We start from the raw sequence: 14744 nt of genomic DNA, 5'->3' as shown, positions 1-14744 counted from the left end.
CCGGTGCCTGGTCCGGTGCCTGGTCCGATGTTGGTGCCGGTGCCAGGGCCCGCCCCTGGAACAGCGCCGGTACCAGGGCCGGTGCCTGGGGCAGCACCGGTGTCTTGGCCGGGGCCCGGGCCGGTGCCGGTGCCTGGGTCGGCTCCTGGTCCGGTGTCTGCCTCTGCGTCCTCGCCGGGCAGCGACCCGCGTGCCCCGGGGACGGGAGCGGCCTCGGGTAGCGGCCACCGCGCCGGGGTGGAGTCGGCCCGGCCCGGCCTTCGCGCGTCCTCTGGCGTTGCGCGCTCCCGAAGCGGGGTGGAACGCTGGATAGCGGCACCCGCGCGGAACGCAGTCGGGATCCCTCCGGAACACACCGCGCCCGACCGGTGCCCCGTGCGGCGGCACCCCGCCGCCGACCGCGATGAGTACGGGGCCGTCACCCCCTGGAGGTACCCGTGAACAGTGCCGACGGATGGGGGGACGACGTCTACCAGCCCGACGCGTCCGACATCCAGGAAGACTCGGGACTGCTCGATGCCGAGGACACGCTGGAGAACGACGGCGTCGAGGACCCCCTCGACCGCGGCTGGTCCCCTCCGGACCGACCCTGGGCGGTGGAGCACGACGGTGTGACCGCCGCGGAGCGCCGACAGGGCGAGAGCCTGGACCAGCGGCTCGCGGAGGAGATCCCGGAGCCCGATGCGCCGGACGGCGACGGTCTCGGCGATTGCGACGGCACCGACGGGGAACTCCTCGACAACGAGGTCGGCTCCGCACGCTCCGGCAGGCTCGTGGCGCCGGACGAGGGAGCACACGAGGACGAGGAGAGCGCACTGATCGCCACGGACGTGGGCATCGACGGCGCGGCCGCCTCCGCCGAGGAGGCCGCGATGCACATCGTCGACGAGGACGCCCTGTCCGGCTGACCCGTTCCCGGCCGCCCCGGCCGTTCCCGGCCGAGCGCCGCCATCTTCGCCTCCGTCTTCACCATCGCCATCGCCATCGCACGAGGAGCTCTCATGCAGCAGGACAAGCAGCCCGACTACCACGCCGTGGTGTTCCGCGACCGGACCGCCGGTTACGCCTTCCTGACCCGGTCCACCGCCACCAGCGAACAGACCATCGAGTGGGACGACGGCGAGACCTACCCGGTAGTGGACGTGGAGATCTCCTCCGAGAGCCACCCCTTCTACACTGGCAAGGCGCGCACCGTGGACACGGAGGGCCGGGTCGCCCGCTTCGAGCGGCGCTACGGCGACGGCGGGGCCATGACCTGAACCGGTGCCGTCGCCCCCGCCACCGCCACCGCCACCGCCGGGACCGCCGACGGGACCCGTCGGGCCGCTCGTCAGATGTAGTTGAGGGCGGCCGCGCCGCCCACTCCCCCGAGCAGCATGAACACGGGCATCAGCACCTTCAGCTCGACCCAGCTGCCGGCCCGGAACCGCATCACCTTGGGCGGACCGATCGGGTACCAGCGCTTGCGTCCGATCGGGATGGGCCACAGGACCGGGCAGCCCGAGACGGTCAGCGCGTCGCCGATGTCGTGCACCAGTGCGCCCAGCACGATCGGCAGCCCCAGCCACAGGTACTGCTGACCCGGGTCCGTGAACAGCCAGTCGGAGCCGTTGCCGGGCTTGTCCAGGACACCGGCGAGGATCCAGGCGCTGGTGGCGGCCAGCAGCCACACCAGCACATCGCTGCTGGATCCCCGGGCCGCCCGCCACAGCAGCCCCTCGATCGCCAGCACCATGTGCACGAAGAGAAGCGCCAGGACCGCCCAGCGGCCACCGGTGATCGCCAGCGCCGAGGCGCCGCCGCCGATCATGACGGCCCACAGCCAGGTGTGCGTCAGGGTCCGGTGGCCTCCGGAGCGGCGCGGGTCGCCCTGCTTCCTCGTGCCCTTGTAGACGGCGTAGGACAGCTTGTCGACGATCTCGCAGAGCCAGCGCGAGACGGGTCCGAAAGCCCGCGAGATGGTGGCTGCCTTGTGGTCGAGGTCCGGGGCGAGCGCCGCTCCGGCGCAGATCAGCGCACCCGCGAGCAGGACCGGCCAGGGCATCGTGTGTCCCGCCGCGGCGGCGGCCGCGCCGACGCCGAGCCAGGCGGCGGCGCCCGACAGTGAGTGTGCTGGTCCCATCATGGCCGGTGCCCGCCCTATTCCTTGAATGTCGCTGTCCAGTTGACCGGGTGCGTTGACGCTCCGTCGGCGACACAGCGTAGCGGTCGTGATCTTCGGGCCGGCATCCGATTCCCCCATCAGGGACGAGGGCAGGCAAGATGGGGTCGTGACCCTCATCGATCAGCTGCCGCCGACCGCAGATCCCGACGCCCTGTACGAAGCCTTCGAGTCCTGGGCGCAGGAGCGTGGTCTGACGCTCTACCCCCACCAGGAGGAGGCGCTGATCGAGGTGGTCTCCGGGGCGAACGTGATCGTGTCGACGCCCACCGGCTCCGGCAAGAGCATGATCGCGGCGGCCGCGCACTTCGCGGCTCTCGCCCGTGACGAGGTCACCTTCTACACGGCTCCGATCAAGGCGCTGGTGTCGGAGAAGTTCTTCGAACTGTGCAAGATCTTCGGCACGGAGAACGTCGGCATGCTGACCGGCGACGCGTCCGTGAACTCCGACGCCCCGGTCATCTGCTGCACCGCCGAGGTGCTCGCCTCGATCGCGTTGCGCGACGGCAAGAACGCCGATGTCGGCCAGGTCGTCATGGACGAGTTCCACTTCTACGCGGAGGGCGACCGCGGCTGGGCGTGGCAGATCCCCATCCTGGAGCTGCCCCAGGCGCAGTTCGTGCTCATGTCGGCCACGCTCGGCGACGTGTCCTTCTTCGAGAAGGACCTCGCCCGGCGCACCGGCCGCCCCACGTCGGTGGTCCGCTCGGCGACCCGACCGGTGCCGCTGTCGTACGAGTACCGGTACACCCCGATGACGGAGACGCTCAGCGACCTGCTGGTGACGAAGCAGGCGCCCGTCTACATCGTGCACTTCACCCAGGCGCAGGCGGTGGAGCGGGCGCAGGCGCTGATGAGCATCAACATGTGCTCGCGCGAGGAGAAGGACCGGATCGCCGACCTGATCGGCAACTTCCGCTTCAGCACGAAGTTCGGCCAGAACCTCTCGCGCTACGTGCGGCACGGCATCGGCGTCCACCACGCCGGCATGCTGCCCAAGTACCGGCGCCTGGTGGAGAAGCTCGCCCAAGCCGGCCTGTTGAAGGTGATCTGCGGTACGGACACCCTCGGGGTGGGCGTCAACGTGCCCATCCGCACCGTGCTGTTCACGGCGCTGACCAAGTACGACGGCAACCGGGTGCGTACCCTGCGGGCCCGTGAGTTCCACCAGATCGCGGGCCGGGCCGGGCGGGCCGGCTTCGACACGGCGGGTCTGGTGGTCGCGCAGGCCCCCGAGCACGTCATCGAGAACGAGAAGGCCCTCAACAAGGCCGGCGACGACCCGAAGAAGCGTCGCAAGGTGGTGCGCAAGAAGGCGCCCGAAGGATTCGTGGGCTGGACGGAGAACACCTTCGACAAGCTCATCGAGTCCGACCCGGAACAGCTGACGTCCCGCTTCCGGGTCACGCACACGATGCTGCTGTCGGTGATCGCCCGGCCCGGCAACGCCTTCGAGGCGATGCGGCATCTGCTCGAGGACAACCACGAGCCGCGCAAGCAGCAGCTTCGGCACATCCGGCGCGCGATCGCGATCTACCGCTCGCTGCTGGACGGCGGGGTCGTCGAGAAGCTCGACACACCGGACGCCACGGGCCGCATCGTCCGTCTCACCGTGGACCTCCAGCAGGACTTCGCGCTGAACCAGCCGCTGTCCACCTTCGCGCTGGCCGCGTTCGAACTCCTCGACCCGGAGTCGCCTTCGTACGCGCTCGACATGGTCTCCGTCGTGGAATCCACGTTGGACGACCCGCGGCAGATCCTGGCCGCTCAGCAGAACAAGGCGCGCGGTGAGGCGGTGGCCGCGATGAAGGCGGACGGCGTCGAGTACGAGGAGCGGATGGAGCGCCTCCAGGACGTCTCGTACCCGAAGCCTCTGGAGGAGCTGCTGTTCCACGCGTACGACACCTACCGCAAGAGCCACCCGTGGGTCGGCGACCACCCGTTGTCGCCGAAGTCCGTCATCCGCGACATGTACGAGCGGGCGATGTCCTTCACCGAGCTGGTGTCCCACTACGAGCTGGCCCGCACCGAGGGCATCGTGCTGCGCTACCTGGCCGGCGCCTACAAGGCCCTCGACCACACCGTCCCGGACGACCTCAAGTCGGAGGACCTCCAGGACCTGGTGGAGTGGCTGGGCGAGATGGTGCGCCAGGTGGACTCCAGCCTGCTGGACGAGTGGGAGCAGCTCGCCAACCCGGCGGAGATGACCGCCGAGGAGGCCCAGGAGAAGGCCGACGAGGTCAAGCCGGTCACGGCCAACGCGCGTGCCTTCCGGGTCCTGGTCCGCAACGCGATGTTCCGCCGTGTCGAGCTCGCCGCTCTCGATCACGTCCACGAACTCGGCGAGCTGGACGGCGAGTCCGGTTGGGACGCCGACGCGTGGGGCGAGGCGATGGACAAGTACTGGGACGAGTACGACGACCTCAGCACGGGTCCGGACGCCAGGGGCCCCAAGTTGCTCATCATCCAGGAGGAGCCGGAGAACGCCCTGTGGCGGGTCCGCCAGATCTTCGACGACCCCAACGACGACCACGACTGGGGCATCAGCGCGGAGGTCGACCTCACGGCCTCCGACGCCGAGGGCCGCGCCGTCGTCCGCGTCACCGCCGTCGGCCAGTTGTGAGTACCGAAGAGGGCACAGGAGAAGCGCACCGATGACGAATCCCGCCGAGAAGCTCGTCGACCTGCTCGACCTCGAGCAGATCGAGGTCAACATCTTCCGCGGCCGCAGCCCGCAGGAGTCCCTGCAACGGGTCTTCGGTGGCCAGGTGGCGGGCCAGGCGCTGGTCGCGGCCGGCCGGACCACCGAAGGCGACCGACCCGTGCACTCGCTGCACGCGTACTTCCTGCGTCCAGGCCGGCCGGGTGTGCCGATCGTGTACCAGGTCGAACGGGTGCGGGACGGGCGGTCCTTCACGACCCGCCGGGTCACCGCCGTGCAGCAGGGGCGCACGATCTTCAATCTCACCGCCTCCTTTCACAAGCCTGAGGAAGGTCCCTTCGAGCACCAGCTGCCGCCGGCTCGCGAGGTCCCGGACCCGGAGTCCCTGCCGACGGTCGTCGAGGAGATCCGGAAGCATCTGGGCGCGCTGCCCGAGCAGTTGGAACGCATGGCACGCCGTCAGCCCTTCGACATCCGGTACGCGGACCCGCTGCGCTGGAGCGCCGAGGACGTCAAGGAGGCCGAGCCGCGCAGCGCGGTGTGGATGCGCGCGGTCGGGCCGCTCGGCGACGACCCGCTCGTCCACACCTGCGCGCTCACGTACGCCAGTGACATGACTCTCCTGGACGCCGTTCGCCTCCCGGTCGAACCCTTGTGGGGTCCGCGGAACTTCGACATGGCGTCGCTGGACCACGCGATGTGGTTCCATCGGCCGTTCCGCGCGGACGAGTGGTTCCTGTACGACCAGGAGTCGCCGATCGCCACCGGCGGACGCGGGCTGGCCCGCGGGCGGATCTACGACCTGGAGGGGCGCCTGCTGGTGTCCGTCGTCCAGGAGGGGCTGTTCCGGGCGCTGTAGATCCGGCGCGTCATCCGGTCCGGCGGCGTAGCCGGTTCAGCAGACCGCGGGTCGGCCGGTCGGGCTCGTCGGGCGGGCCCAGTGGCGCGGCCGCGGGCGTCGGGACCGGCTTCGGGAAGGGCCGTGGCGCGGGCTGCTCGGCGCGTGCTTCTTCCAGGGTGCGTTCGAGGTCGTACCCGAGCCAGTCGATCTCGTCGGGGTCGTCGGCCGTCATGATCTTCTGCACGAGGTGCGCGGCCGGTGTGCCGGGGGTGCAGTGGGCCGGCGGTCCCGGCCGGAACCTGTTCAGGTGGGAGCGTTCGTAGGGGTCCTTGACGATCTCCGCGACCTGGAGGGGGTCCAGGAACCCGGCCAGGGCTCCGGCGCGTTGCCAGGGGCCGTCGGCCTGTCGGTGCAAGAAGCCCAGGTGGCGGCCCCGCCAGTTGCGGGGACGAAGGTCGACGCCCGCGGCCAGCCGGCTCCGCAGGACCTCGGGTGTGCGACCGGTCAGCAGGAAGGCGTTGGTCCCGTCGGTGGCGAACTGCTTGATCTCGTCGGCGAGATAGAGCCAGACTACGACCCGATAGCGGTTGAGATAGAACCTGACGGGGACCACCAGTCCCAGCCGCGCGAGGCGGGTGAACCGGGCCGGGGGCACGCCCATCACCGCGGCGGCCTCGCTGGTCCCCAGGGCCAGCACGCTCGTGCGCAGCGCCTCGGGGAAGCCAGGATCCGAGCGCAGACGTTCGATCTCCGCCCGTGCCACCCGACGGCCCCCGCCGCCTTCGTCGGGCACGGTCCTGATGCGCCCGAGGTGCACGGCGAGGTCGAACTCGACTCGCTTCAGATCCAGTTCCCGCGCTGCCCGGCTCGGCGCGCAGAAAGCGGAGTGTGGTCGCGTGACGGTGTTGCCGGACATGGTCGTCTCCCCCGTGGAGTGAAGTGGAGTGAAGCAGGCCCGCACGGTCCGCGGTGGCCTCGGAAAAAACCGTAGCCCGAGTCGCCGACATCGGTGCGAGCCTGTGGATAACTCCACGGAGGAAGGTGAAACCGCAGGTCAGAGGTCTTCCAGTGGCGCGCGGTCGGGCTGCCGGGCGTCCACGGTGAGGTGCTCTCCGACCCGGTTGACGAGCAGGGTCATCTCATAGGCGATCTGGCCCATGTCGGCCTCCGCCCCGCTGAGCACGCACAGACAGCTGCCGGTGCCCGCGGCGGTGACGAACAGCACCGCGTCATCGAACTCGATCATCGTCTGGCGCACTCGGCCCACGTTGAAATGACGTCCCGAGCCCTTGGCCAGACTGTGCAGTCCGGACGAGACGGCGGCGAGGTGCTCCGCGTCCTCCCGGGGCAGTCCCGTGCTCGCACCCGCCACCAGCCCGTCGTTGGACAGGACGAGTGCGTGCCGTACATGGTCGACGCGCTCGGTCAGGTCGTCCAACAGCCAGCCCAGCCCCTGGTTCTGCGCCATGTCCCGCTCCCCGTGTGACATTCCCCGTGTGACCCTCCGCGTCGTCGGAGAATCTGCCCGCCAGCCTTCCCCAGGAGCGGTCGCGGGAGCAAGGAGGATGGCGGCATGGCACAGAAGATGACCGATGAGGAATGGCGGGCCTTCGTCGCGTACGGGACCCGCACCGGAAAGCTGTCCACCGTACGGGCCGACGGAAGCCCGCATGTGGCGCCGCTCTGGTTCCTGCTCGACGGGGACGAGGTGGTGTTCAACACCGGCAAGGACACGGTGAAGGGGCGCAATCTGGCGCGGGACGGCCGGGTCGCCCTGTGCGTGGACGACGACCGGCCGCCCTTCGACTACGTGGTGCTGCGGGGCCGGGCGCGCATCTCCGAGGATCTCGACGAGGTCCGGCACTGGGCCGCTCGTATCGCGGCGCGGTACATGGGCGAGGAGCGCGCCGAGGAGTTCGGTGCCCGCAACGGGGTTCCGGGCGAACTGCTCGTGCGTGTCGCCATCGACAAGGTCCTGGCGCAGAAGGGCGTCGCGGACTGACCGGGTGACGGTGGGCGAGGTCAGCTCACGGAGTCGAGCAGCCGGGCGGTGTGCATCCGCCCGGCGTACTCGACCAGCCGGATCAGCACCTCCTTCCCCGAGTCGCGGTCACGGGCGTCGCACAGGACTACGGGGGTGCCGCCGTCGAGGTCGAGGGCGCGCGAGACGTCCTGGGCGCCGTAGGTGCGCGTGCCCACGAAGCAGTTGACGGCCACCACGAACGGGATGTGCCGGTGCTCGAAGTAGTCGACGGCGGGGAAGCAGTCCTCCAGACGCCGGGTGTCGGCGAGGACCACCGCGCCCAGGGCCCCCTGTGACAGTTCGTCCCACAGGAACCAGAAGCGGTCCTGCCCGGGGGTGCCGAACAGATAGAGGGAGAGGCCGGAACGGATGGTGATCCGGCCGAAGTCCATGGCGACCGTCGTCGTGACTTTCTGGTCCACGCCGTCGGTGTCGTCCACCGACTGGCCTGCTTCGCTGAGCAGTTCCTCGGTGCGCAGCGGCTTGATCTCGCTGACCGCGCCCACCATGGTGGTCTTGCCCACGCCGAACCCGCCGGCGACCAATATCTTCAACGCCAGGGGGGTCGTGTCGCCGCCCGTGGTGTCGGAGTCTTCGGAGACCATGGATCACTTCTCTCGGGAGTGTCGGCATCGGTCGAGGTCGGTACGGCGACGCCGTGGCTCGGCGCGCCGGTCGCGCGGGGCTTCGGCGCCGCAGTGCGAAGTCAGCATCATGACAACGTCGGCCCCCTTACGAGGGGTTCGACCGCTATCTGACCGATGTGACCGACTCTTGTGTGTTCGGTGTCCGAAGGCGTGCACGAGTCGGTGTGCGGTGGTTCCGTACGCGTCCGGGTCCGTCTGAAGGTTCATCTACAGCGCTCGCAACCCCTCGATCACCTCGCGCAGGATCCGTTCGTCGGGCAACTGCGCGGGCGGAACCGGGCGGCTGACGGTGACGCAGCCGAGTTCCAGCAGGTCTCCGAGGAGCACCCGGACCACGCCCACGGGAAGGTCCGCGCCCGCCGACAGTTCGGCGACGGACTGGGTCTCCGTGCGGCACAGCCCGATGAGGGCGCGGTGTTCCGGTCCGAGCGCCATGCCGTCCGTGTCCGGCGCGCCCGGATCCAGGGTGACCAGGGCGATCAGGTCGAAGCGCACTCCGGTGGGTCCCGGTTTCGTGCGCCCGCCCGTCATGGCGTACGGGCGCACGAGCGGGCCGGCCTCGTTGTCGTACCACTGGCTGCCCAGCTCGCGCGGGGTGCCGGTCATGTCCTCGGTCATCTGCGTGGGTCGCTCTCTGGCCTCATCCGGCGGCGGGCGGGCGCGCGGAGAGCCGTGGCGCCGTGTAGAGGTGCTCTCCGACCCGCTTGACCAGCCGCGCCATCTCGTAGGCGACCAGGCCCATGTCGGCGGTCACGGCGGTGAGGACGGCCAGGCAGGAGCCGTCGCCCGCCGCGGCCACGAACAGGAAGCCGTCGTCCATCTCCACCATGGTCTGGCGCACTCCGCCGGCGCCGAAGTGCCGGCCCGCGCCCTTGGCGAGGCTGTGGAAGCCGGAGGCGACGGCGGCGAGGTGCTCGGCGTCCTCCCTCCTGAGGTCGGTCGAGGCGCCGACGGCGAGTCCGTCGTTGGACAGCACCACGGCGTGCCGTACCTCGCTCACGCGCATCACCAAGTCGTCCAGCAGCCAGTCGAGTTCGCCGGACCGCCCGCCCGACCTCGTGCTCGGGTCCTGGATCATCTGGGGTCTCCTTCGCTGCTGTCACTGCCCGGTTCGGATTCCGGGGCGGCTCCGTGGCCGGGCTGCCTACCGCCGCCCCGTGCCCAGCCCTTCCGGTAGGCGGACATGCGGTCCCGTACGAGCTCGGGGGTGCGCTCGTCGTCGCCGCGCGGGCCGCCGGCCGGCCGAGCCGGCTCCTCGGCGAGTGGCCTGCGCAGTTGGGGGGCGAGGTTGGCCTGCCGTACCCGGCGCGGGAGGTCGTCCGATCCTTCGGCGTCGTCCGGGGGGCGGTGCAGGCGCAAGGCGGTGACTCCGGGAGGCGGGGGGTCGGCTGCCGCCTGCTCGGCGGCCTGTACGGGGGCGGCGGCTCGCACCGGGGCGGCTCGTACGGGTGCCACCAGCGCGGGGCGGTCCGCGGAGGCGGGGACGGCTTCCTGGTGCCGGTCGGCGGTGTGCCGGTCCGCGGCGGACACGCGCGCGTACACGCGTTCCGCGGGCTGCTGCTCGGTCTCCGTCACCTCACGGGCGGAACGTTCCGGCTTGCCGCTGTGCAGCAGCGCGGTCGGCAGCAGGACCACCGCGGTGGTGCCGCCGTAGGGCGAGGTCCGCAGATGGACCTTGATGCCGTGGCGGGCCGCGAGCCTGCTGACCACGAACAGGCCGAGCTGGTCGCTGTCGAACAGGTCGAGCGCCTCGGACTGCGCGATGCGCCGGTTGGCCTCGGTGAAGGTCTCCTTGCCCATGCCCAGGCCCCGGTCCTCGACCTCCACGGCGTAGCCGTTGCCCACGGGTTCGCCGGTGACCCGCACACGGGTGTGCGGGGGCGAGAACTGGGCCGCGTTCTCCACGAGTTCGGCGAGCAGGTGGGTGAGGTCGGCGACGGCGGTGCCGATGACGGCTGCCTCCGGGAGCTGCCGTACCTCCACGCGCGCGTAGTCCTCGACCTCGGAGACGGCGGCACGGACCACGTTGGTGAGGGACACCGGCATGCGCCAGGCCCGTCCGGGGGCCGCCCCGGAGAGGATGATCAGGCTCTCCGCGTGACGCCGCATGCGGGTGGTGAGGTGATCGAGCCGGAAGAGGTCGCTCAGCTCGTTCGGGTCGTCGGAGCGGCGCTCCATGCTGTCCAGGAGGCTCAGCTGACGGTGGACGAGGACCTGGCTGCGGCGGGCGAGGTTGACGAACACCCCGGAGATGCCGCTGGCGAGTTCGGCGCGTTCCACGGCGGCCCGCAGCGCCGCGCGGTGCACGGTGGCCAGGGCCTCGGCGACCTGGCCGGTCTCGTCCTCGGAGGGAGGTCCCGGCGGCGCTTCGGCGCGGACGTCGATCTCCTCCCCGGCGCGTAGCTTCCGCATGGCCTCCGGGAGTTTGCGCCGGGCGATCTCCAGGGCGCCGTTGCGCAGGCTGACCAGTTCGACGACGAGTCCGCGGCCGATGCGCACGGAGATGACGAGCGAGGCGACGACGGCGGCGAGGCCCAGCAGGACAGCGGCGCCGGCCGAGGTGAGCAGACCGCGGGTGAACGGGTCCGCGCGGTCGGCGACCCCACGTCCGGCGTCCGCCTCGATCGTCCGCATCCCGTTCTGCACGCGTGCGTGCGCCTTGTCCCAGATGCCCGCGGGTGCGGCGGCGACGGCCTTCGCGCCGGGCCCGTCGGCGAGCACCTTGTCCTCGGCGGCGTACAGGGCCGCGTAGGCGCTGCCGGCGGCGAGGCGCTGCCAGGCGGTGCGTTCGGGCCCGCGCAGGTCCGCGACGGCCGATTCCGTCAGGGTGCGGCGGGTGTCGACGGCGCCGGTGAAGAACCGCAGGCGCTCTCCGTCGAGGCGGCCGGCGAGGCGCGCACCGGCGAGCACGACGTCCTCCTGGGCCAGCGCCTCGCCCGCGCGGGAGAACTCGAGCAGCACGCGCGCGTCCGAGCCCAGTTCGGCGTCCTGGACGCCGGAGAGGGCGCCGCCGACCGAGAAGGCCGCCGAGATCGTGCTCGTGTACCGGCCGTACGTCTCCTCCCAGCCGGCGCCGCCGTCGAGGACCGCGGTCCGCAGCGAGGAAAGCCCCTCGGCCCCGGAGACGAACGCCTCGAGCCGCTGAGGCACCCCCGTGGGCAGTTCCTGGCCGTCGGCGACGGTGCTGTCGTCGCCGAGGCGCAGCCTGCCCACCGCGCGGTCCGTGCGTTCCGCGAGCGTCTTCAGGGCGGCGGCCTGCCCGGGAGCGGGGTCGGTCGCGTACCGCACGGCAGCCGCACGCTCGGTCTGGAGAGCGGCCACCGCGGCGGCCACGGGGGCACGGACCTGGGAGTCCACGCGCTGCAACTGGCGCAGCCCGGACACGTCCTGCGCGGTGCTGACGGTGGCGTACGCCCACAGGGCGAGCAGGGAGACGACCGGCACCATCAGCAGGCAGACGATCTTGGCCCGCACGGTGCGCGGCCTGATGCGCCAGCGCTCCGCGCGCGGGGGTATCGCGTCGGCCGGTGTGTCGATCTGCTCGTCCGGGCCCTCGTCGGCGGGGGGTCCGGCGTGGGCGCGGCGCCCGCGTGTGGGGGGCGGCGCGTCGGCGCCTGCCGTGGGGGTCCTACGGGGTGTACGCATGGCCTCCTCGCTCGTGAGGGGATGGGGGGCGGGCCGGTCCGTCAGGCGGGCCGGACCTGCTGTCGGACGGTGAGGCTGTCCTCCGGTTGCTGGGCCGAGGCGGACGCCTCGCGCTCCCCCGTGGTGGGCGACAGCGCGACGAAGGCCGAGGTCAGGAAGAGATAGGAGCCGAGGCCGACCGCGAGGGGGAAGATGAACTGCATCGCCGTGGCCCCGGGCAGCGCCTCACCGGAGGGTGCGACGTGGACGCTGACCGCGAACATCGCGGTGTAGTGCATGCTGCTCACCGCCGCGCCCATGACGAGGGAGGCGAGGGTGACCGCGATCGGCGAGCTGATGTTGAGTGCCGCCCAGAGGGCCGCGGTCGCCGCGACGACGGCGATCACGACGGACAGTCCGACGCGTACGGGGTCGTAGGTCACGTCGGCGTGCAGCCGGACGGCGGCCATGCCCAGGTAGTGCATGCTGGCCACCCCCAGGCCGGTGGTGAGTCCGCCGATCAGCAACGCGCGCGTGCGGTCACGGCTGTAGCCGACGGCGAAGACGCCGGCGCAGACGACGACCATGGCGACGAGAAGGCTGAGCACGGTCAGCGGAACGTCGTAGCGGATGTCGGTGCCGCTCACGGCGAAGCCGAGCATGGCCACGAAGTGCATGGTCCAGATTCCGGTGCCGATCGCCGAGGCGGCGGTGATCAGCCAGTTGCGGCGCGAGCGTCCGGTGGCGCCGAGCGCGCGGACGGTGCAGCGCAGCCCGAGGGCGGCGCCGACGCAGGCCATCGCGTACGACAGCACGGGGGTCAGCCAGCCGAAGGCGGCGTGGTCCAGGTGTCCCATGGCCACGGGAGGCTAGTCGGGGCACAGGAGCACAAAGGGGGCGCATTTCGAAAGGTGTTGAAATGTGGCGCAGTAGTGCACCGGAACGATCGGGTCACGCTCGAACGTGTGCACCGAGGCGTCATCCGTGTCGGTGAGGGATCATGCGGAGCATGAGCGACGACCACACACACGTTCAGGAGTTCTTCGGCGCACGGGCCGCGGACTGGGACAGCCGCTTCCCGGACGACGGTCCCGCCTACGCCGCCGCGGTCGGCCGCCTCGACCTGCGCGCGGGCGACCGTGTGCTGGACGCGGGCTGCGGCACCGGGAGGGCCCTGACGCCGCTGCGTGCGGCCGTCGGGCCGTCGGGAGTGGTCGTCGGGGCGGATCTGACTCCTGCCATGCTTGAGGCCGCCGTACGGGCCGGACGCGACGGCGCCGGGCGGCTGATGCTCGCCGACGTGACCGCGCTCCCCTTTCGCTCCGCGTCGCTGGACGCCGTGTTCGCAGCGGGCCTCGTCGCCCACCTGCCCCGGCCGGCCGAGAACCTGCGGGAACTGGCACGGGTGGTGCGCCCGGGCGGCACGCTGGCGCTGTTCCACCCGATCGGCAGGGCGGCGCTCGCGGCCCGCCAGGGACGGCAGCTCACACCGGAGGACCTGCGCGCGGAACCCAATCTCCGCCCGCTGCTGGCCGGTTCGGGCTGGCGCATGACGTCGTACGCCGACGACGACGCCCGGTTCCTGGCCCTCGCCGTCCGCGAGGTCTGAGGGCTCACGCCTCCCCGGCGACCGCTCGCACGAAAGCGTCGGGGTTGTCGAACATGAGCGGTGGCCGGCGCCCGGCACCGTCACCACCCGCACACCCGCCGTCTCCAGGGCGTCCGCTCCGTCGAGCTCACCGGTCCGCTCGCCCTGGAGGTAGACGCGCCGACGATCAAGCGGCTGGAGAAGTCGGGCCTCCTGGTGCGCGCCACCGAACCCGGCCCCGTGGCCGCTCCGCGCCATGTCCTCAGCCTGACCGACGAGGGCGGGAACGAACTGCGCCGACGGCTCGCCGAGCCCGCCCAGCGCGACATCACCGACGAGAACCGCTGGTTCACGGTGCTGGCCTTCCTCCGGCACCTGGACGACGCCACCGCCCAGGCGGCCGTACTGCGCCGCCGACTGGCCTTCCTGGAGGAGCCGGCGAGCTTCTTCTACGAAGGCGACCGGCCGCTGCGGGCGGAAGAGCTCAAGGACCCGTTCCGGCGCGGTGTGCTGACCATCGCGCGGGCCACGTCCCGGGCCGAGCTCACCTGGCTGCGCGACACGCTCACCTCACTGGGCGGCTGACGCCCCTCCCGTGTTCCGGCCGGGGCAGCCGCGGACACCAGGCACCGGGAAGGTGCCCAGCTCGCCCAGCCGGAAGCCGTTCGGGTATCCCTTGATCTCCTGCGCCGGATCTGCCTGAGCCGCTCGAAGCGCTTCGCCGCACCGTCCCCCTTCTGCCGCCGGAGCTCCAACTCTAGGTTGAACAGCAGAAGATGAACGATCGGGCGCGGCAACCCAGGGGGAAGGCGGTCGGCATGTTCGGCAAGGCTTACGGGAGATTCCGCGACGCGATGCGCGCGCGGTCGCGTCCGGGTGGGGAGGGGCGTTCCGAGAAGGGGTCGCGTGCCGGTGGGAAACGCACCCACAATCTCTTCGAGGCGGCCGCCGCGTACGTCTCGGCGGGCGCGGAGGACGATCAGGAGAGGATCGACGAGGCGGCGAGCTGGGTGTCGCCGGAGGCGCTGTCCTTCGGGGTCAACGAACTGGCCTGTCGCGCGGTCATCGCGCTCGCCCGGGAGCGCGACGAGTCGCCCCGTGCCGTGGCTCGTGCGCTCCTCGGACTGCCGCCGGCGTGACGCTTCCGACGGCCGGGGGTGGTCGATTCGCCCCGTCCGACCGGAAAGCCGCAGCTCCG

At 71.4% G+C, this 14744-nt stretch carries 16 protein-coding genes and 1 pseudogene; 8 read left to right on the top strand and 9 right to left on the bottom strand.

Annotated elements, in window-relative coordinates; translation table 11 throughout:
- Window positions 1-437 precede the first annotated feature (437 nt).
- Window positions 438-908 carry a DUF5709 domain-containing protein gene (locus ACIRPU_RS06400; RefSeq protein ID WP_171395720.1) on the top strand — a complete coding sequence of 157 codons (471 nt, stop codon included), beginning with the start codon at window positions 438-440 and terminating at the stop codon, window positions 906-908.
- 93 nt (window positions 909-1001) lie between these two features.
- Complete coding sequence (locus ACIRPU_RS06395; RefSeq protein ID WP_081548950.1) at window positions 1002-1259, top strand: type B 50S ribosomal protein L31; 258 nt, start codon at window positions 1002-1004, stop codon at window positions 1257-1259.
- Window positions 1260-1330: 71 nt separating this feature from the next.
- Here the strand turns inward: ACIRPU_RS06395 and ACIRPU_RS06390 are convergent, their stop codons facing one another.
- Window positions 1331-2125, bottom strand: coding sequence for a metal-dependent hydrolase (locus tag ACIRPU_RS06390; protein ID WP_057605439.1), 795 nt, complete (start codon window positions 2123-2125; stop codon window positions 1331-1333).
- Between the two features lie 145 nt (window positions 2126-2270).
- Here ACIRPU_RS06390 and ACIRPU_RS06385 point away from each other — a divergent pair, with 145 nt between their 5' ends.
- Both ACIRPU_RS06385 and ACIRPU_RS06380 read left to right on the top strand, forming a co-directional pair.
- Entirely contained in the window at window positions 2271-4784 is a 2514-nt protein-coding gene (locus ACIRPU_RS06385; protein ID WP_403862446.1) for a DEAD/DEAH box helicase, read from the top strand.
- A 31-nt stretch (window positions 4785-4815) separates the two neighbouring features.
- Entirely contained in the window at window positions 4816-5682 is an 867-nt protein-coding gene (locus tag ACIRPU_RS06380; protein ID WP_384121286.1) for an acyl-CoA thioesterase, read from the top strand.
- 10 nt (window positions 5683-5692) lie between these two features.
- Here ACIRPU_RS06380 and ACIRPU_RS06375 read toward each other — a convergent pair whose 3' ends face one another.
- Both ACIRPU_RS06375 and ACIRPU_RS06370 read right to left on the bottom strand, forming a co-directional pair.
- Entirely contained in the window at window positions 5693-6580 is an 888-nt protein-coding gene (locus ACIRPU_RS06375) for a DUF6397 family protein (RefSeq protein ID WP_403862442.1), read from the bottom strand.
- A 138-nt stretch (window positions 6581-6718) separates the two neighbouring features.
- Window positions 6719-7132 carry a roadblock/LC7 domain-containing protein gene (locus ACIRPU_RS06370; protein WP_403862439.1) on the bottom strand — a complete coding sequence of 138 codons (414 nt, stop codon included), beginning with the start codon at window positions 7130-7132 and terminating at the stop codon, window positions 6719-6721.
- A 105-nt stretch (window positions 7133-7237) separates the two neighbouring features.
- Between ACIRPU_RS06370 and ACIRPU_RS06365 the strand changes: the two genes are divergently transcribed.
- Window positions 7238-7666: a PPOX class F420-dependent oxidoreductase gene (locus ACIRPU_RS06365; RefSeq protein ID WP_355701991.1), complete on the top strand. Its 429-nt coding sequence runs from the start codon at window positions 7238-7240 to the stop codon at window positions 7664-7666.
- 20 nt (window positions 7667-7686) lie between these two features.
- On the opposite strand, the gene ACIRPU_RS06360 is transcribed toward ACIRPU_RS06365, so the two are convergent.
- From ACIRPU_RS06360 to ACIRPU_RS06340, 5 genes are all read right to left on the bottom strand, one after another.
- Window positions 7687-8292 carry an ATP/GTP-binding protein gene (locus tag ACIRPU_RS06360; protein WP_384121290.1) on the bottom strand — a complete coding sequence of 202 codons (606 nt, stop codon included), beginning with the start codon at window positions 8290-8292 and terminating at the stop codon, window positions 7687-7689.
- Between the two features lie 249 nt (window positions 8293-8541).
- The gene (locus tag ACIRPU_RS06355; protein ID WP_403862435.1) at window positions 8542-8952 is read right to left on the bottom strand and encodes a DUF742 domain-containing protein; all 411 of its coding nucleotides are present in this window, start codon (window positions 8950-8952) and stop codon (window positions 8542-8544) included.
- A gap of 22 nt (window positions 8953-8974) precedes the next feature.
- Window positions 8975-9412: a roadblock/LC7 domain-containing protein gene (locus ACIRPU_RS06350; RefSeq protein ID WP_403862432.1), complete on the bottom strand. Its 438-nt coding sequence runs from the start codon at window positions 9410-9412 to the stop codon at window positions 8975-8977.
- Window positions 9409-11979: a nitrate- and nitrite sensing domain-containing protein gene (locus tag ACIRPU_RS06345; RefSeq protein ID WP_403862429.1), complete on the bottom strand. Its 2571-nt coding sequence runs from the start codon at window positions 11977-11979 to the stop codon at window positions 9409-9411. The genes ACIRPU_RS06350 and ACIRPU_RS06345 overlap by 4 nt, the downstream gene beginning before the upstream one ends.
- 41 nt (window positions 11980-12020) lie before the next feature.
- The gene (locus ACIRPU_RS06340; protein WP_403862426.1) at window positions 12021-12815 is read right to left on the bottom strand and encodes an MHYT domain-containing protein; all 795 of its coding nucleotides are present in this window, start codon (window positions 12813-12815) and stop codon (window positions 12021-12023) included.
- A gap of 152 nt (window positions 12816-12967) precedes the next feature.
- Between ACIRPU_RS06340 and ACIRPU_RS06335 the strand changes: the two genes are divergently transcribed.
- Complete coding sequence (locus ACIRPU_RS06335; RefSeq protein ID WP_403862423.1) at window positions 12968-13567, top strand: class I SAM-dependent methyltransferase; 600 nt, start codon at window positions 12968-12970, stop codon at window positions 13565-13567.
- A gap of 60 nt (window positions 13568-13627) precedes the next feature.
- A complete protein-coding gene (locus tag ACIRPU_RS06330) occupies window positions 13628-14131 on the top strand; it encodes a PadR family transcriptional regulator (protein WP_403862420.1) in 504 nt (167 codons plus the stop codon).
- Here the strand turns inward: ACIRPU_RS06330 and ACIRPU_RS06325 are convergent.
- A pseudogene (locus ACIRPU_RS06325) lies at window positions 14117-14230 on the bottom strand (DUF2236 domain-containing protein); the annotation flags it as partial. The gene ACIRPU_RS06330 and the pseudogene ACIRPU_RS06325 sit on opposite strands and share 15 nt — an antisense overlap.
- Before the next feature lie 134 nt (window positions 14231-14364).
- Between ACIRPU_RS06325 and ACIRPU_RS06320 the strand changes: the two are divergent.
- Window positions 14365-14685 carry a hypothetical protein gene (locus ACIRPU_RS06320; RefSeq protein WP_403862417.1) on the top strand — a complete coding sequence of 107 codons (321 nt, stop codon included), beginning with the start codon at window positions 14365-14367 and terminating at the stop codon, window positions 14683-14685.
- The last annotated feature ends 59 nt before the right edge of the window (window positions 14686-14744 follow it).

The sequence above is a fragment of the Streptomyces sp. NPDC102259 genome (assembly GCF_044766465.1).
Taxonomy (GTDB): domain Bacteria; phylum Actinomycetota; class Actinomycetes; order Streptomycetales; family Streptomycetaceae; genus Streptomyces.
This window is presented reverse-complemented; position numbering and strand designations above follow the sequence as displayed.